General features: G+C 36.5%; 19 protein-coding genes, 1 tRNA gene and 1 other RNA gene. 16 read left to right on the forward strand and 5 right to left on the reverse strand.

Features of this window, described 5'->3' with window-relative positions; genetic code table 11:
- Nucleotides 1-14 precede the first annotated feature (14 nt).
- Together dph5 and ACKI30_RS08305 are read left to right on the forward strand one after the other, a co-directional pair.
- Nucleotides 15-806, forward strand: a complete 792-nt coding sequence (dph5, locus tag ACKI30_RS08300) for a diphthine synthase (protein WP_407411526.1) — start codon at nucleotides 15-17, stop codon at nucleotides 804-806.
- Between the two features lie 549 nt (nucleotides 807-1,355).
- Nucleotides 1,356-1,811 (forward strand): MarR family winged helix-turn-helix transcriptional regulator, encoded by a 456-nt coding sequence (locus ACKI30_RS08305; protein WP_407411528.1) that lies wholly within the window; start codon nucleotides 1,356-1,358, stop codon nucleotides 1,809-1,811.
- A 9-nt stretch (nucleotides 1,812-1,820) separates the two neighbouring features.
- Here the strand turns inward: ACKI30_RS08305 and ACKI30_RS08310 are convergent, their stop codons facing one another.
- Nucleotides 1,821-2,756, reverse strand: coding sequence for a 3-hydroxyacyl-CoA dehydrogenase (locus tag ACKI30_RS08310; protein WP_407411530.1), 936 nt, complete (start codon nucleotides 2,754-2,756; stop codon nucleotides 1,821-1,823).
- Between the two features lie 110 nt (nucleotides 2,757-2,866).
- Between ACKI30_RS08310 and ACKI30_RS08315 the strand changes: the two genes are divergently transcribed.
- From ACKI30_RS08315 to ACKI30_RS08335, 5 genes are all read left to right on the forward strand, one after another.
- Nucleotides 2,867-3,358: a hypothetical protein gene (locus ACKI30_RS08315; RefSeq protein ID WP_407411532.1), complete on the forward strand. Its 492-nt coding sequence runs from the start codon at nucleotides 2,867-2,869 to the stop codon at nucleotides 3,356-3,358.
- A gap of 12 nt (nucleotides 3,359-3,370) precedes the next feature.
- Entirely contained in the window at nucleotides 3,371-3,814 is a 444-nt protein-coding gene (locus ACKI30_RS08320; RefSeq protein ID WP_407411534.1) for a GNAT family N-acetyltransferase, read from the forward strand.
- Nucleotides 3,815-4,020: 206 nt separating this feature from the next.
- Complete coding sequence (locus ACKI30_RS08325) at nucleotides 4,021-4,176, forward strand: hypothetical protein (RefSeq protein ID WP_295599088.1); 156 nt, start codon at nucleotides 4,021-4,023, stop codon at nucleotides 4,174-4,176.
- 88 nt (nucleotides 4,177-4,264) lie between these two features.
- The gene (locus tag ACKI30_RS08330) at nucleotides 4,265-5,188 is read left to right on the forward strand and encodes a hypothetical protein (protein WP_295599085.1); all 924 of its coding nucleotides are present in this window, start codon (nucleotides 4,265-4,267) and stop codon (nucleotides 5,186-5,188) included.
- Between the two features lie 3 nt (nucleotides 5,189-5,191).
- Nucleotides 5,192-5,614, forward strand: coding sequence for a hypothetical protein (locus tag ACKI30_RS08335; RefSeq protein WP_407411536.1), 423 nt, complete (start codon nucleotides 5,192-5,194; stop codon nucleotides 5,612-5,614).
- On the opposite strand, the gene ACKI30_RS08340 is transcribed toward ACKI30_RS08335, so the two are convergent.
- Nucleotides 5,606-6,349 (reverse strand): archaeosine tRNA-ribosyltransferase, encoded by a 744-nt coding sequence (locus ACKI30_RS08340; protein ID WP_407411538.1) that lies wholly within the window; start codon nucleotides 6,347-6,349, stop codon nucleotides 5,606-5,608. The genes ACKI30_RS08335 and ACKI30_RS08340 overlap by 9 nt on opposite strands.
- A gap of 182 nt (nucleotides 6,350-6,531) precedes the next feature.
- On the opposite strand from ACKI30_RS08340, the gene hdrC reads away from it, so the two are divergent.
- The 9 genes from hdrC to ACKI30_RS08385 all read left to right on the forward strand — a co-directional run bounded on the left by hdrC (nucleotide 6,532) and on the right by ACKI30_RS08385 (nucleotide 12,151).
- On the forward strand, nucleotides 6,532-7,521 hold the full coding sequence (hdrC, locus tag ACKI30_RS08345) for a CoB--CoM heterodisulfide reductase subunit C (protein WP_407411540.1): 990 nt from the start codon (nucleotides 6,532-6,534) through the stop codon (nucleotides 7,519-7,521).
- Between the two features lie 21 nt (nucleotides 7,522-7,542).
- The gene (gene hdrB, locus ACKI30_RS08350) at nucleotides 7,543-8,430 is read left to right on the forward strand and encodes a CoB--CoM heterodisulfide reductase subunit B (protein WP_407411542.1); all 888 of its coding nucleotides are present in this window, start codon (nucleotides 7,543-7,545) and stop codon (nucleotides 8,428-8,430) included.
- 193 nt (nucleotides 8,431-8,623) lie between these two features.
- Complete coding sequence (locus tag ACKI30_RS08355) at nucleotides 8,624-8,890, forward strand: DUF749 domain-containing protein (RefSeq protein ID WP_295599072.1); 267 nt, start codon at nucleotides 8,624-8,626, stop codon at nucleotides 8,888-8,890.
- Nucleotides 8,887-9,417: a DUF2096 domain-containing protein gene (locus ACKI30_RS08360; protein WP_295599069.1), complete on the forward strand. Its 531-nt coding sequence runs from the start codon at nucleotides 8,887-8,889 to the stop codon at nucleotides 9,415-9,417. Before ACKI30_RS08355 ends, ACKI30_RS08360 begins: the two co-directional genes overlap by 4 nt.
- A 19-nt stretch (nucleotides 9,418-9,436) precedes the next feature.
- On the forward strand, nucleotides 9,437-10,129 hold the full coding sequence (locus ACKI30_RS08365) for a metallophosphoesterase (protein ID WP_407411545.1): 693 nt from the start codon (nucleotides 9,437-9,439) through the stop codon (nucleotides 10,127-10,129).
- A gap of 113 nt (nucleotides 10,130-10,242) precedes the next feature.
- Nucleotides 10,243-11,145 (forward strand): 2-phosphoglycerate kinase, encoded by a 903-nt coding sequence (locus ACKI30_RS08370; RefSeq protein ID WP_407411547.1) that lies wholly within the window; start codon nucleotides 10,243-10,245, stop codon nucleotides 11,143-11,145.
- On the forward strand, nucleotides 11,132-11,524 hold the full coding sequence (locus ACKI30_RS08375; RefSeq protein ID WP_407411549.1) for a CBS domain-containing protein: 393 nt from the start codon (nucleotides 11,132-11,134) through the stop codon (nucleotides 11,522-11,524). Before ACKI30_RS08370 ends, ACKI30_RS08375 begins: the two co-directional genes overlap by 14 nt.
- 166 nt (nucleotides 11,525-11,690) lie before the next feature.
- Nucleotides 11,691-12,005, forward strand: an RNA gene (gene ffs, locus ACKI30_RS08380) — signal recognition particle sRNA.
- Nucleotides 12,006-12,067: 62 nt separating this feature from the next.
- Nucleotides 12,068-12,151: transfer RNA gene (locus ACKI30_RS08385), tRNA-Ser, on the forward strand.
- Between the two features lie 9 nt (nucleotides 12,152-12,160).
- Here ACKI30_RS08385 and ACKI30_RS08390 read toward each other — a convergent pair.
- The 3 genes from ACKI30_RS08390 to ACKI30_RS08400 form a co-directional block, all read right to left on the reverse strand.
- Complete coding sequence (locus ACKI30_RS08390; RefSeq protein WP_407411551.1) at nucleotides 12,161-13,066, reverse strand: cation diffusion facilitator family transporter; 906 nt, start codon at nucleotides 13,064-13,066, stop codon at nucleotides 12,161-12,163.
- A complete protein-coding gene (locus ACKI30_RS08395; RefSeq protein ID WP_407411553.1) occupies nucleotides 13,059-14,177 on the reverse strand; it encodes a pyridoxal phosphate-dependent aminotransferase in 1,119 nt (372 codons plus the stop codon). The genes ACKI30_RS08390 and ACKI30_RS08395 overlap by 8 nt, the downstream gene beginning before the upstream one ends.
- 67 nt (nucleotides 14,178-14,244) lie before the next feature.
- Nucleotides 14,245-15,795, reverse strand: a complete 1,551-nt coding sequence (locus tag ACKI30_RS08400; protein ID WP_407411555.1) for a radical SAM protein — start codon at nucleotides 15,793-15,795, stop codon at nucleotides 14,245-14,247.
- Between the last annotated feature and the right edge of the window lie 216 nt (nucleotides 15,796-16,011).

Raw genomic sequence — 16,011 nt, forward strand, 5'->3', positions numbered from 1 at the left:
TTATAAATAGTATTATGTTTTATTTAGTTGGCTTAGGATTATTTGACGAGAAGGATATTTCTCTTAAGGGATTGGAATGTTTAAGAAATGCGGATAAGATTTATGCCGAATTTTTCACATCAAGATTATTTGGTTCAAGTTTTGAGGCCATTGAGGAATTGATTGGCCAGGAAATTGAAGTTCTGGTGCGAGGTGAAGTGGAGGAGGAACATAAGTTCATTGATGAGGCTCGAGATGGCGATGTTGCATTGATTACTGGAGGCGATCCTTTGATTGCAACCACTCACAGTGATTTTCTGGTTCAGTGCTCTAAAAAGGGGATTGATTTCGAGGTCATTCACGGGTCTTCCATTTTGTCATCGGCTCCGGCCATTTCAGGGCTTCAGGGGTATAAGTTCGGTAAGGTGACTACCATCCCGTTTCCTGATTATAATTTCTATCCGAAATCTCCTTATGAGGCCATTGAGGAGAATCTTAGGATGGATTTGCATACCTTGGTGTTGCTTGACATTCAGGCTCACAAGGACCGTTACATGACCGTCAATCAGGGCTTGGAATACCTTATGAATATTAAGAATGACCTGGATCGTGATGGATTGATTTGTGAGGATACCTTGGCTATGGGTATTGCTCGTGTGGGTTCAAAGGATGTTGTCGTTCGGGCGGGCAAGATTTCCGAGCTGATTGATTTTGATTTTGGAGGTCCTCTCCATTGCATTGTGATTCCATCTAAGTTGCATATTGTCGAGGCGGAGTATCTTGTTGAGATTGCGGGTGCAGATTCCAGCATTCTTGATGATGTCTGATTTTAAAAATAGGGGGAGTTTGGAAGTAGTTGTCATTACTACTTCCTTTTGAACATGTATTAATCATTTTGGAGATTTTAAATGGTTGACTGATGTTCATCGTAAGATATGAAAATTACTTCATATCGTTTATTAGTTATATTTTAATGTTATATAAATCTTTTTATTTTCATTTTTATTATTTTCGGGCATTTCTTATTATAATGTTCATTCTTTGTTTGCATAATGCTTGAAATTAATTATTGAAAATAACTTTTTAGATTATAGTCGCATAAAAAAAGTAAAAATTAGTAAACAAATTCTGTTAAAAACCCTGAGGTTTGGGGGAATATCTTTAAAAAATGACGGTTGTGGAAGTAATGGTATTTTTACTTCCAGTTTAACATGTTTTTAAACATTTTGGAGATTATAAAATGCTTGAAATTATGAATGAAAGAAATGAAATTTATTTCATATCGTTTTTTATATATGTAATATTTGGTATATAAATATTTTCATTTGATTTTTTCTAAAAAACCATTAAATATCTGTAAAACAAAAATATGAATAATGAAATTTGAAAAGACAATGGGTTTCTATGATTCCAACCGTTTAGGGGACATATTATTCATTTTTCACAAGAATCATAAGAAATACTTAAACGATGAGCTTGCAAAATATGATTTAAGCCTAATCCAGGCATTATGTATTTTAATGATACATGAAAGCGGCAATCTAAACCAAAAGGACTTGTCTGATGGATTGTACTTGACAAAGGGAGCGATCACAAAGGCAATTAAAAAACTTGAAAACGATGGATGGGTTTCCCGCGAGAAATCGGATAGGGACAAGCGCCACTATGTTTTAAGGTTAACTCCGAAGGCGGAAAAATTCATTCCAACCTTTTATGAAATCAATGAGGGATGGGAAAGTAAAATGGGCTTGCATGAGTTGGATGCGAACTTCATGAAGACATTCAATGAATTGACCTTAAAATCAATCGAATTGAATTTAAAAAAAGAATAAAAAAGGATTTTAGTATTCGTAAAATCCTTTTCCAGCATTAATGCCTGTTTCACCGGCATCTATTTTTTCCTTAAGCATTTTAGCAATTTTTCCAGGAGTGGTTTCAGGGTCCTGTGCCTCAGGGTTCATTATGACAATATTGTATGCTGTGGTTAGGCCCACAATGTCCAGGATATGGAATGGTCCTGCAGGAGCGCCTGTGGCTAAAATCCATGTTTTATCGATGGTTTCATGGTCCGCAACATCATTTGCAAGCAATGCTTCTGCGGCACTTAGGAACGGAACCAAGAGGGAGTTCAGGATGTAGCCCGGTTGCTCTTTTTTAAGCTGCAACGGGATCATGTTGATGTCTTCGGCAAACTTGACCACTTCATCATAGTATTCCTGTTCGGTTCCAGGATGGCCCATCACTTCTGCGGTATTGTTTTTCCAGATTGTATTTGCAAAATGCAGTGAAAGGTACTTTTCAGGTCTTCCGGTGTGTTCGGCAAACATTGACGGCAGCAATGTTGAGGAATTTGTCACCAGAATTGTTTTCTCTTCCATGTATTTTGCAAGCTCTGTGTAGAAGGCAATTTTCTGTTCTGGATTTTCAGCAATGGCCTCGATGATCAAATCAGCATCCTTGGCGGCTTCCTCATAGCTGGTTGTCAATGTCAGGCTGTCGTATGCATCCTGTGCCTTTTGCTTTAACTCGTCAAGTTCGCCTTCGCTCAAGTCGGTTTTTGCTGCCAATCCTCTGCAATACTCGCTTGGGTCGGTTTTCATTGCTTCTAGGGTTTCAACATATATGTTCTTGAATCTTTCAAGCTTAGGTTTGGCTCTTTCAATTGATCCTTCACTTCTAAGCCAGATTGTTACATCAAATCCACAGTAAGCGGTTTGAAGAGCGATTTGGCTTCCAAGTACGCCTCCACCGGCGACAACTACTTTTTTTATGCTCATTTTTATACACCTCAAAATAAACAAATTAGTTTACTTGTATACTTATATTTGCATTTCAATCCTTAAATAACTTACTAGATTTATATGCTTCAAAATCCAAAATAATCTTAATGAACCGAATAGATGTATTAAATAATTTACAGCAAAGGAATAATTCCTTGAAATCAATATTACTGCACGAACAGATTAGATATGACAACTATCCATTTGAATATTTTCAAAAGTACTCCTCAATGATACTGGAGGAATATCGCAAACACGGATCATTCTATAAGGCATCTCTAAATGTAGGCATTGATTACGGTGTGGTCATAAACTGGTATGTTCAAGGAAAGATGGATAATCCAGTATTTAATGAATTTTCCAAATCCATCGACAATCTCAATGGAGTATTGATTGAACAGGACAGCTCCAATGATTCCAATGTGGAAACTCAGGAGGACTCAGGCGATAATCATATCGACGGCGACTATATGATATTCCAATACGGCGACGGCTGGAGCTATAAGACATTCGTTGACGGTGAGAAAATATTCATCATTTCAAATGATTTGGAAACTCTAAAAGACAAGGTAAGGAATAAACATTTGCCTTTGGATTAAATGGGTGATGGAATGGAATGGGTTTTAAAGCAGTTCAATCAACTGTCATTGGATGAGCTTTATGGGATTGTGCAATTGAGATTGGAAGTCTTTGTAGTTGAACAGAATTGCCCTTACCAGGACCTGGACGGTAAAGACCAGAGCGCATATCATTTGTTTTTAAAAGACAATGATGTAATCGTGGCCGCTTTAAGAGTTCTTCCCGAAAACGTGGCATATGATGAAACGGCTATCGGACGGCTCATCGTTAAAGAAGCATATCGTGGACAAAAAATAGCAAAAGCAATGATGGAAAAGGCAATTGAATTCATAACTGATGATTTGGGCAAGGATAAAATCAGGTTGTCCGGCCAGGCATATTTGACAGATTTCTACATTGGCTTGGGGTTTAAAAAAGTTTCTGAGGAATATTTGGAAGATGGCATAAAACACTATGAATTCCTATATGAGGCTTGAAATTGGGATTTAAACAGTCAACATCTTTTATCAAGACAAACTTTTTTTAACGCTACCTGTTTGTGAAATTGGGGTGGTGGCTGTTTTCATAACAATCCCATGTAATTATTAAATTTACTGTAAAAGAACAATATTAACTTTTTCGTGTCAAAATGCTTTGAGAAAAACCTATTACATTTATAAACTAGTGTATGCAATTTAATTGTATGACTCGAAACAGACGTGTTACAATCAGCATCAATAATGACATTGACTTGAATTTCAGGAGAGTGGCTTCCACCAAGATGCTGTTTAAAACCGGTTGGTATTCCAAGGCAATCGAGGAAGCGATGTTATTATGGATGGAAAAAGAGGATAAGTGAAAAAATTTTTTTTTCTTTTTTTTCTTTTTTTGCATTAACTATTTAAATTAATACTTATCTAATTTATTAATATAGAGTGGTGTCAATAATGGAAAGTGATGAATTTAGAACTGTACGGGTATATACTAAAAAATATACTAGTAAGGATAAGGATGGCAATACTGTTGAAAAGGAATCAAAACAGAAACAGGTCAGTCTTAAAAAAGAGGATCCTTTTGAAGATGACGACTTAGTAAAAGTATTGTCCCAAAAGGATTATGAAAAATTATTGGACAATCAGTTTTCAGATGAAAGGCTTGACGAGTTTTACCATATCATTGAAGGCAAGGATGCCGAGATAGAGCAGCTTAAAAATCAGATTCAAACCCTTAAGGGGTCATTTTTCGATGATGTAGATTCACTTAAGGACCAACTGACTGACAAGGAGGAGCTTGTCAAGGCCAAGGATGAAATTCATGAGCTGAATAAGGAAATTAAAGTAATCAATGATGAAAGGGTCGCTATTTTTAAGGAGCTTGACTACAAGAACAAGATGATTCTGGCATATAATGTCGAGCTGAACAAGTCCATTTTAAATGCAATTAATGTTGTTATTGATGAGGCAAGGGACAACATCAACAGGAGAAACGCATTGCTCGTTAAGGATTTGGAAAAGTCAATTGAAAAAACCAAGCATGAGGTCAACGAGAAGAACAAGGCCATAGCATATGATATAAAAAGCACTGTTGAGGACATGAACGATCAAATCAGGAACACAAGCACAATTAAGATGTTGTTGAATAAGAATAAGATCAATTTAAGGGTGCCTACCGATGATCTGCTCAAGCCATTCGACTTTGACTTTGACGTTCAGCAATTCCTTTCAGGCCAGGCATTGGAGCTCGATGCGGCTGAAATATTAAAGGAGGTCATGCCTAAACTTCCAGAACCATTCTCCAAATATATTGACACTCTAGATGAGGATGATGACGCTCCCGAAACCATTGAGATTTCATCAAAAAAAGAGGAATAGCCCATGAGGACATTCAACACAGGCAAGGTCAGCTTCAAGTATCCCGACATATGGGAAGTGGAGAAGGCGGATATCATTTCCAATCCCGATTGCATCGCAACACTGTCCAAGGGAGAGGGCAACCTGGTCAATGCAGTGATGTTTCCGACTGCAACTAACCTGGACGACTATAAGGTTTTCATGGAAAATGCAATTTCAGATGATGGTGGGCAAATTTTTGCATGTGATTTTGTCCAGATTGCAGGCATGGATGCCATCAAGCTTCATGCAAACATGGACACTCCCGAAATAAACTTTGACATGCACACTTATGTGTTCATTGAAAATAAGATAATATATATTTTTGAATTGAGGACCCTTGACGTTTCAGGCGAGTCAGAAGGCGAATTCAAAAACATGATTGAATCATTCAGGATACTAGAATAATTGGGTGTATTCCAGAAGGTAATCCATTTGTGTCCGGTCAAGTATTTTCAGGGTTGAGATGTTCTGGGGTGTTGTTCCGGAACGTTCCTCCACAAGATTTCTCAATGACCTGTTTTTCATGTGCGCATGGATTTCACGGATTGTGAATTCCATGTATTCAACGTTTTTCTTTTCTAATTCTTCCTGACTTATCTCATCATAAATGGGGTATGCGTTCAAGTCATAGGCCTTGGTTGGGGTTTGAAGCACATTCAGGTGGCTGTAGTAGTTTGCGGAATCAACCATGAACCCGTCGATGCCCATGTAGGTTAGTATGGGCATGAATGAAACTTCAGTGAATGGGAATATGAAGTAGCTTGTTTTTTTGGCTTGCTTTTTAAGGCTGACGACTAGCTCGACAAGGTCTCTTGGATTGGTGAGCAGGCTGTCAGCGTTGGCTATGATGAAACCGTTGTATCCTATTTCTTCAAGTTCTTTTAGGCATTTGACTCTCAAATCCAAATATTTTGATCCCTGGATTACTGCAATGTCGCATTCGTCCACGTTCTCCTTGGCAAGTCTCAATGTTTCCTTAACGTTAAACTCGGCAATTTCACGGTCAATGTTGTATGCTGAACCTTCGTTTGGAGCTATTTTCAAATCTTTTTTTGAGAATAGTTTCGGTGTCAGTTCACCCTCGATTTTGCCGATTCTTCCAGGTCCGTCATGTGATTTTATTTCAAATTTTCTTATCATTTGATTCTTCCTTTTTTGTATTATAGTATTATTTGATTTTTTAGGTTTAAATAAATTTTTCATTTTGTGTAATCTTTTAGGTTACACTGCTCAAAATTTTAGTAAGCTTTATATATATTATTTTAAAGAGTATTAGTATGGATTTGAGGGAATAACCTATGAGGATCCAAGGTGTGTTTTCAATGTCTATAATAAATCGTCTAAAATCCTTGTTTAAAGGAGACAATGAAGTAACTGACATCAATGCTGGTGTATCAAACACATCTAATGATGTCAAAGTTGCATCTTCAAAAAATATAAAAGTTACTATTTCCGATGCGGAAAAAGAAGTTTCTATAACCAAACAAGAAACTGTAACCGAATCTGGAGATAGGAATGTTGATTTAACTTTCAAAAAAGACATCAAACCTATAGAAGATGAGACTGTTGAAGAAACAGTTGAAGATTCATCCGAAGAAATTGTGGAAGAAGTTGAAGTTGTCGAGGAAACTGAAGCTCCTGTTGAAGCTGAAGAAATCATCGAAGAAACTGAAACTGTTGAAGAAGATGAAGACGCTCCTGAAGAAGATGTCGAGGAAGTTGAAGAAAAAACAAATAATAAAGAGAGAGATAAAATGACTTTATTGACTGATAAAGAATTATTAAATGATAGTAATCGTGATCCAGATTTCACTGCTGAGTTCATTGATGCTGGAATCGAAACTGTAAAACACTGTTTCCAATGTGGTACCTGTAGTGGAAGTTGTCCTTCTGGAAGAAGAACTCCATACAAAGTAAGACAAATCGTCAGAAAATGTTTACTTGGATTAAAAGAAGAAGTTATCACTGACGACGCTTTATGGATGTGTACTACCTGTTACACCTGCCAAGAAAGATGTCTCAGAAGTGTTAAAATTGTAGAAATCATCAAAAAAGCACGTAACATCGCAGCTCACGCAGGTTACATGGCAAAACCTCACAAAATGACTGGAGTATACGTAATCAACACCGGTCACGCAGTACCTATTAACGATGCTGCTAAAGCTTTAAGAACTAAAATTGGTCTTCCTGAAGTACCACCTACAACTCACGCTTATCCAGAAGCATTAGAAGAAGTACAAAAATTATGTAAACTTACCGCATTTGATGAATTAATCGGTTACGATGAAGCAACCGGCGGATTAAAAGAATAGATTTATGAGGAGAGTTATAATATGGAAATTGCATATTTCTTAGGTTGTATCATGAACAACCGTTATCCTGGTGTAGAAAAAGCAACCAGAAAATTATTCGAAGCATTAGATATCAAATTAACTGACATGGAAGGAGCATCCTGTTGTCCTGCTCCTGGTGTATTCGGTTCTTTCGATGAAGAAACCTGGGCTACTATCGCAGCTCGTAACTTAACTATTGCTGAAGACATGGGTGCAGACATCATGACCGAATGTAATGGATGTTTCGGTTCATTATTCGAATGTAACCACATGTTAAAAGAAAATGATGAAAAAAGAGAAAAAATCAACGCTAACTTAGCTGAAATCGGCAGAGAATTCAAAGGAACCACTAACGTAAAACACTTTGCTCAAATCTTAAGAGATGACGTTGGTTTTGAAAAATTAGCATCATTAATCGAAAAACCTTTAGACTTAAATGTTGCTGTACACTACGGTTGCCACTTCTTAAAACCTACCGATGAAATCGGTATCGAAGATCAAGCTGAAAACCCATCTATCTTAGATGACCTCGTAGAAATTACCGGTGCTAAATCTGTAGACTACAAAGACAAAATGATGTGTTGTGGTGCAGGTGGAGGTTTAAGAGCAAGAGATTTAGATGTAACTACCAGTTTCACTAAAGAAAAACTCGACCACATGACCGAAGCAGGCGTTGACGCTATCGTTAACGTATGTCCTTTCTGTCACATGCAATTTGACCAAGGTCAAACTGAAGTAAACGAAAGATACGGAACTGACTTCGCATTACCAGTATTCCACTTAGCTCAATTATACGGATTAGCTATGGGATTATCTGCTGAAGAATTAACCTTCGATGCTCAAAAAATTGATGCAACTCCTGCTATCAAAAAAGCATTAGGTGAATAGATTTAAGGATTTTTCAATCCTTACTTTTTTATTTTTTTAGGCATTGAAAACACATTTTGGATAGTTATCTACTCTTGATAACTATTTTTTTTATCAAAAATTTTTTTTGTTTGTATCATTGCGAATAATTCGTAATCATGTTTATATACTAGAAGTTAAATAAAATAAACTAATATAAAAAAGAGGTGTAATTATGTTTGTAGCAACATTAGACGGAATATTCAAATATTCAGACCTTCCTGAAGAATACGAACCTTACGTACAATTCAAAGCAACAATAGATAAAAGAGAAATAAAAGATAGTGATGAAATAGCAATTCTAAACATTGCTGGAACTTCAACACATCACGTATTATTCCTAGATTCATACAGCAGCATCAGTGAAATCGAAGCTGAACTAAAAGACGCTGACGCTAAAATCAATCACACAACCTTAAAGATTATAGGTGGACATTTATGAACTTACCATCTGAACAAACTTGGTTAGTTCTCCAGCATTTAATATCCGACCTGACCCGAAAAGGATATGAAATTCCAAGTGGAATTAACCCTGAGATGGGATTGATAAGATCATCTGTCAGTTCATATAAAAGAGATCCAACCCATCCTGATTTGATCAATGGTTTAGCTAAGGCTGAAATGTCCTTAAACAATATTCAAGCGACACTCATAACATTGGCTGAAGAACATGAAGATGAAGAATATGTTGACCATTGGCTTGACTTGTTAAAGCAGGCAATGCAAGGAAAAGAAGTATTTCAATTTGCAAAATCAAGGTCAAAATTCTTAGCCAACACTCCTCCTGGTTTGACAACAGGCAGAATTAACTTAAAAGTTCCTTTAGCTGAGGAAAGAGTTCAAGAAATTGCAGAATGGAATGGTCTCATCATAGAATTTGAGGATGATGTGACTGTCGAATTACATGGTGATAAGGAAGACCTCAAAGCAGGCGTACAGGAAATGGGGTCATTCTTTTTAGAACAATAAAATAAAATAAGGTGATTAAATGACTAAAATCTTAGCAGTTAGTGATGTTCATGGTGAAGAAAACGAAAACCTATACACTTACCTGAAAAACAATGAGGATATTGAATTAGTTTTAATTCTAGGGGATATTACTGACTTCGGACCTTTGGATTTCGTTGAAACATTCATAAATAAAGTGGCAGATTGTGGCGTGGATGTCATTGCCATTCCTGGAAATTGTGACCCTACTGGAATATGCAATGCCATTAATGAAGTTTCTTTCTGTCTCCATAACAACATTATCGCTTATGGTGATGCAATACTTTTCGGATTTGGAGGATCAAATCCAACTCCATTCGACACTCCTGGAGAAATGGACGACGACAAAATCTACAGGCAAGTCTATGACTTATTGGCTAATTATGATTATGTTTACAATTCAGATGTTCCTAAAGTAAGAATATTAGTTACTCATGCCCCACCATTCAATACTGCAGCTGATAGGGTTGAAAATGGGGAACATGTGGGCAGTTCTGGAATTCAAAAGTCCATTCATGAATTCGAGCCTGAAATAAATCTTTGTGGACATATTCACGAAGCAAGGTCCTTAAGTAAAATAGGTAATACTACAGACGTGGCAAATCCAGGTATGCTCAAGGACAACGGGGCAGTTTTAATTGACATTAAAGATGGCTCCAATTATGATATAGATATCATTTCATTAGATGAATGAATATCTCTATTTTCTTTTTTTCTTTTTTTGTTCAATTTCTATTAAAATCAAATGAAAAATTTTATTTAACATTAATTTTATATATAAAATCATATAATTTATGAGTGATTATGATGATTTGGGTTACTGGAGATGTTGACGGCAAATTGTATAAGGAACCTTTTTCCAAAGGAATAATGTCTCGATCTCTCAATGTTGCAGATATTGGAATTGAACGGGCGCATGATATAGCAAGTGATATTGAGGCTTTTTTAATAAAAAATGATATTTCTGAAATTTCCAGCCCTGATTTGGCGGATGTTGTTTTGAACCATTTGGAAAAAATTGACCCTAAGATTGCTATCAGATACAAGCATTGGAGATCTCTCAGAACATCTAAAAAACCATTGATTATATTGATTGGTGGAGCTTCAGGTGTTGGAACCTCTTCAATGGCTTTTGAGCTGGCAAACAGGTTGAGGTTAAAGAATTTAATAAGTACTGATATGATTCGTGAGGTAATGAGGAAAATCGTATCCAAGGAGTTGAGTCCAGTAATTCATAAGTCAAGTTTTGATGCTTATGAGGCTATCAGAACTCCTTCCATTAGGATAGATTCAGTGATTGAAGGGTTCGTAAGTCATGTTGATGTTGTTAATGTAGGTATTGAGGCAATCATCGAACGTTCAGTTAAGGAAGGGATAAGTACCATTATTGAGGGAGTTCATGTTGTTCCTGGATTTATCAGGAAAGATTTGCTTGAAAATAATAATATTATCATATTTACATTGATTGTTGAGGATGAGGAGGCTCATAAGCAAAGATTCTATTCAAGATGCAGGCAACCTTGGGTTAAAAGGTCTCTTGAGAGATATATGGATAATTTTGAAACAATCCGTAAGACACAAAACTTTTTAGTGCAGCAGGCTAAAATTCATGATACACATATAATTAACAATGTGGATATCAATGAAACCATTGATACGATGGTGGGTGATATCCTAGAGAAATTTGGTGTTGATGATGATGTTGAATAAGAAAGTTAAAGACATAATGACAGAAGATGTAATTACAACCACATCCGACATTGATGTGGTGTATGCATTTGAAAAATTGATGAAATATAAGATCAGTTCTCTTCCAGTTGTTGAGGGCGATAAGTTGATTGGCATAATAACTGCGACTGATGTTGGCCATAATCTCATATTGGATAAGTATGAGTTGGGCACTAGTGTTGAAGAAATTATGATTACTTCAGTGGTTACAGTTTCTCCAGAGGATACTCTTGAAAATGCAATTAAGATTATGAAAGAAGGTGTTTCTTCTTCAGGTATTTTAAATCAACTTCCGGTTGTTGAAGAGGGAAAATTAGTTGGTATTATTTCTGATGGAGATATTATTCAGGAAATTTTTTAATTTTCCTTACTTTTATTTTATTTTATTTAATTTTAATCATTTTTAATTAGTTACTGTAAAAATATTTTTTTCTTGGAATAAGTTTTCATTAAATTTCTAGTAATTATTTTTTATTCTAGTAATTAGATTTTTGATAACATTTATATAATAGTAACATCATATATTATTATTGGCTAGACTGGAGGGTTAGGGGTCCTCTGTAAGCACACACCCCCTTTGGTGCGGTTGAAGTTCAGGAGGCGGCTTTTTAAGAGAGTATAAGCCTAGAAAAACAATATAGAAACCTCGTCCTGCAGGATTGGTGGTGATGAAGTTTTTACTGGAGGGTAAAAATTAGTCATCTTCGATATGGGAATGGGTCAGGCCCGGAAGGGAGCAGCTCTACTATTAACATTTCAATGCTTGTAGAATCCCGGGGTGGAGTTGGATTTTTAGATCACTTATATTTTTGAGATTAGTCCACTTCTGAACATGCCATTTAAATAAATGATTAAGTTTATTAATAAGTTTTTACATATATTTTATTATACTTGTTTTTCATATGTCGGGATGGCCCAGCCTGGTACGGCGTCGGACTGCTAATCCGATGGTCTCACGACCTCCGGGGTTCAAATCCCCGTCCCGGCGCTTTTATTATTATTTATCTATTTCTTGTTTATGATCATACTTTAATCCTATAGGGCAAGTATGCACAACTGCCGATTTGACTATAGGTATCTCATCAACAATGCTTTCTTGAACAGCATGCGCTATTTTATGCGATTCATTTAAACTCATGTTTCCATCAAGTTCAATGTGCAATGTAACGATGGCATATGATCCAAGGTAATCTATTTTAATGTCATGTGCAGTGTTTGTTTTTGCAGCTTCATTGGCGATGTCCCTGATTTCAGTTATCAATTCTTCTGATGGAAGCTTGCCCATGATATTGTCAATGTTTTCTTTTGCAATCTCATATCCTGTTTTGATGATTAGGCATCCTATCACTAACCCTATAATCGGGTCTAGTATCGGGTATCCCATATTGGAAACCACTACACCGACCAGCACGGCTACTGAGGAGAAAATATCTGTTTTTTGGTGTTTGCCATCAGCCACTATTGCTGGACTGTTTATCTCTTTTCCGATGGATATTATGTAATCGCTTATCTTTAAATTAACAAGGATTCCGACAACTGCCATTATTGCTGCGTAAGTGTCTGGAATGGTGATTAATGAAGGATGCAGTATTTTATCAATTGCTCCGGTGATGATTTCATAGCTTATCAGGGCCAAGAATACTACAATCACCAATCCGCTTATTGCTTCTGCGCGCCCATGGCCTATGGGATGGTTTTCGTCAGCAGGCTTTTGACCCACTACAAATCCTAGATATGCAATGATTGAGGTTGCAACATCTGAAAGGGTATGTGCTCCCTCGGATACTAATGCATAACTGCCTGAGAATATTCCAACGGCAATATTCAGAATGGTCAGGATACAATTGGTGATTATTGCTATTTTTGCAGCTTTTTTCCCGCCTTCACTTCTGAATTCATCCATTAACTACACGCTCTTCTAAAATATTCATTGCTTTTTCGATATTCTCATATGAGTTGGCGTAAGACATTCTAACATGGCCTTCACCATTTGATCCGAATGCTGCACCGTTAACTGTGATTACTCCTGCATCGGCTGCTTTTTTAACGAAGTCTTCATCCTCAATTTTCGGGAAAACATAAAATGCACCTTCGGCATTCACTGTTTCACATCCCATTTCATTCAGCCTTGAAACGATGAGGTTTCTTCTCTTTTTAAATTCATCCACCATCTTATTCACTTCATCCTGTGGACCTGCCAGGGCTTCTATTGCTCCTTTTTGGGCAGTGGAGTTGGCGCATGCAATGCTGTTTTGATGTATTTTGAATATTTCTTCGGAGTAGTTTTCATTGGCGGTTAAGTACCCCACTCTTAATCCGGTCATTGCGTATGTTTTTGAAAATCCGTTTATTGTAATTACATTGTCGCTGTATTTTGCAGGGGAGTAATGCTTCTTGTCGTAAATGATTTTTTCATAGATTTCATCTGATATTATTAAGAAGTCATGGTCCATTGATAAATCTGCTATTGCTTTGATGTCTTCTTTTTCCATTACTGCTCCGGTTGGATTGGATGGGGAGTTCAGTATTATGGCTTTTGTTTTATCTGTGATTTTTTCTTGCACATCTTCTGCTTTTAGTTTGAATTCGTTTTCCATCTTGCAGTCAACTGGGATGATGCTTCCGCCTGCAAGGTTAATCACTGATTCGTATAGTAGGAAACTAGGATTTGGCAGGAGCACTTCATCGCCTGATTCGATGAATGCTTGTGTACTTGCATATAATGCTTCGCTTGCTCCAACAGTTACTATGACGTTTTCAGGAGTGGTGACTATTCCATTGTCGTTTTTGAATTTTTTAACGATTTCCTCTCTCAGTTCAAGGTATCCGAGGTTTGGACTGTAATGTGTGTCATTGTCGTCAATGGATTTTTTCATTGCATCCTTGATGTTTTGGGGCACATCGAAATCTGGTTCTCCAATTCCAAGGTTTATTGCACCTGGCTTTGTTGCTTCAAACATTTTTCTTATCTGTGACAATTCTATTGGTTTTGTTCTGCTTGCAGGATTTATCATATTTTTTACCTCGCGTATTATATTATATATTATATATTATTATAGTAAATTTAATTTTTTCTAGTAATTATTTTTCACAGGATCCGCAATTGTAGCATGGGGATTTTTCGCACCATGGAGTCTGTTTTAAGTTTCTCAATCGTTTATGCTCTATTTTCAGAAATCTTTCGCTTACACCAGTATTGATTTTGTTCCATGGTAGAGTGTCGTCTATATCATATTTGGGTGTGTTTTCTCTCCATTCTTTCATTGTGATATTTTTTGTCAAGGACTTTTCAATAATCGCACCAACTTGCCTATTTGCACAAGACAATATATATTGGACTAGTCCTTTTTTAGGACTTTCGCACTTTATATTATAATTTTTCATTTCCTTTTGTATAAATCGGGTTTTCTTTTTAATGTCTTTAAAATCATAACCTTCCCATTGTAATGGTGTATGGGGTTTTGGAATTACTGGATTGATGCTGAATTTCACCCGTTTAATGTTTGTGTGCATATCCGCAATTTTCTTCATATACTCGCACAGCTCTTTTACATCATCATGGGTCTCGCCGGGAATCCCTATCAGGAAATATAATTTGATATTGAAATCCAAATCAACAGCATTTTTTATTACTGTAAAAATTTGTATTTCCAGTATGTCCTTATTCATAACTTTCCTTAATTTTTCAATGCTTTCCGGAGCAAGAGTAATGGTTTTAAGTCCACTTTTTTTCAATGTTTTCAGGGTGTCCAGTGTGATGGATTCGATCCTAAGCGATGGCGTTGAAATTTGAAAGCCCTCTTTTTCAAGCCCATCGATTAGCATGTCCAAGTCATGATAGTCTGAAACCGCCGCACCGATCAATGTTATCTTATTGAATCCGGTGTTTTTTCTGGTTTCAACTGCAATGTCGATGAGCTTCTCATAATTGGTTTGCCTCATTGGACGGTACAGGTACCCTGCCATGCAGAACCTGCATCCCCTGGTGCAGCCCCGTGACACGTTCAGCATTATGGTGTTGTTGAACACGCTATGGGTTTCATCATCCCCCTGGCTGATTATCGGGTTGGTGATGTGGTATGCATCATCCATGTCATTGACGATTGCGATTCTGGTTTCATTGTCATACTCGGGAATGTAAACTCCATCGACATCCAAATACTTTTGAAGGCTCCTGTTGGGATTGTCAAGGTATGAGTCTATAAAATCATTCATGACATTTTCTCCCTCGCCGATTATGAAAACATCAATATAATCGGATAGGGGCATGGGATTTGCAGTGGCGCAGGGTCCGCCAGCAATTATCAAAGGGTCATTGGCTCCTCGTTCGCTTCTTTTCAAGGGTATTTCAGCGTCTTTTAACATTTTCAAAACATTGAAATAATCTTCTTCAAACTGAAGCGTGAAGCTTAGAATGTCAAAATATTTGCTGGGAGTATTTGATTCTAATGATTTTATGCCTGGAAAAATTATCCTTTCACACCAAGTGTCTTCACGTTCATTGATGCTGTTGTACAGGATATTATAACCTAATGAAGACATTGCAGTCCTATAAACGTTCGGATAGCATAATCCGAACCGCAGGTCCACCCGCTTGTAGTTTTTTTGGAATGTGTTTTTTTCACTCAACATAAAATCATCCGCTTTCGCCTTACATTAGTATTTTTATTTTTTTCAATTAAATAAGTTATTTTCAATTTAAAAATTTATTTACCAATCAATTTTTCATTTTCCAAAAGTTATCTTTTCAATTTAATAATAATTTTCTCATGAATATTAAATTTAATTATGAATGGACATCACATAATCTATTCATTTTTCGTGGAATTGTAAAATTTTTATTTAAAA

Origin of the sequence: Methanobrevibacter sp., assembly GCF_045539575.1 — an archaeon.
Taxonomy (GTDB): domain Archaea; phylum Methanobacteriota; class Methanobacteria; order Methanobacteriales; family Methanobacteriaceae; genus Methanocatella.

Coding starts and splice junctions, on each gene's coding strand:
- ACKI30_RS08360 (WP_295599069.1), top strand. CDS start 8,887: ATGAACTTACCATCTGAACAAACTTGGTTAGTTCTCCAGCATTTAATA.
- ACKI30_RS08315 (WP_407411532.1), top strand. CDS start 2,867: ATGAACCGAATAGATGTATTAAATAATTTACAGCAAAGGAATAATTCC.
- dph5 (WP_407411526.1), top strand. CDS start 15: ATGTTTTATTTAGTTGGCTTAGGATTATTTGACGAGAAGGATATTTCT.
- ACKI30_RS08390 (WP_407411551.1), bottom strand. CDS start 13,066: ATGGATGAATTCAGAAGTGAAGGCGGGAAAAAAGCTGCAAAAATAGCA.
- ACKI30_RS08355 (WP_295599072.1), top strand. CDS start 8,624: ATGTTTGTAGCAACATTAGACGGAATATTCAAATATTCAGACCTTCCT.
- ACKI30_RS08325 (WP_295599088.1), top strand. CDS start 4,021: ATGACTCGAAACAGACGTGTTACAATCAGCATCAATAATGACATTGAC.
- ACKI30_RS08395 (WP_407411553.1), bottom strand. CDS start 14,177: ATGATAAATCCTGCAAGCAGAACAAAACCAATAGAATTGTCACAGATA.
- ACKI30_RS08330 (WP_295599085.1), top strand. CDS start 4,265: ATGGAAAGTGATGAATTTAGAACTGTACGGGTATATACTAAAAAATAT.
- ACKI30_RS08310 (WP_407411530.1), bottom strand. CDS start 2,756: ATGAGCATAAAAAAAGTAGTTGTCGCCGGTGGAGGCGTACTTGGAAGC.
- hdrB (WP_407411542.1), top strand. CDS start 7,543: ATGGAAATTGCATATTTCTTAGGTTGTATCATGAACAACCGTTATCCT.
- ACKI30_RS08365 (WP_407411545.1), top strand. CDS start 9,437: ATGACTAAAATCTTAGCAGTTAGTGATGTTCATGGTGAAGAAAACGAA.
- hdrC (WP_407411540.1), top strand. CDS start 6,532: ATGTCTATAATAAATCGTCTAAAATCCTTGTTTAAAGGAGACAATGAA.
- ACKI30_RS08320 (WP_407411534.1), top strand. CDS start 3,371: ATGGAATGGGTTTTAAAGCAGTTCAATCAACTGTCATTGGATGAGCTT.
- ACKI30_RS08375 (WP_407411549.1), top strand. CDS start 11,132: ATGATGTTGAATAAGAAAGTTAAAGACATAATGACAGAAGATGTAATT.
- ACKI30_RS08305 (WP_407411528.1), top strand. CDS start 1,356: ATGAAATTTGAAAAGACAATGGGTTTCTATGATTCCAACCGTTTAGGG.
- ACKI30_RS08400 (WP_407411555.1), bottom strand. CDS start 15,795: ATGTTGAGTGAAAAAAACACATTCCAAAAAAACTACAAGCGGGTGGAC.
- ACKI30_RS08370 (WP_407411547.1), top strand. CDS start 10,243: ATGATTTGGGTTACTGGAGATGTTGACGGCAAATTGTATAAGGAACCT.
- ACKI30_RS08335 (WP_407411536.1), top strand. CDS start 5,192: ATGAGGACATTCAACACAGGCAAGGTCAGCTTCAAGTATCCCGACATA.
- ACKI30_RS08340 (WP_407411538.1), bottom strand. CDS start 6,349: ATGATAAGAAAATTTGAAATAAAATCACATGACGGACCTGGAAGAATC.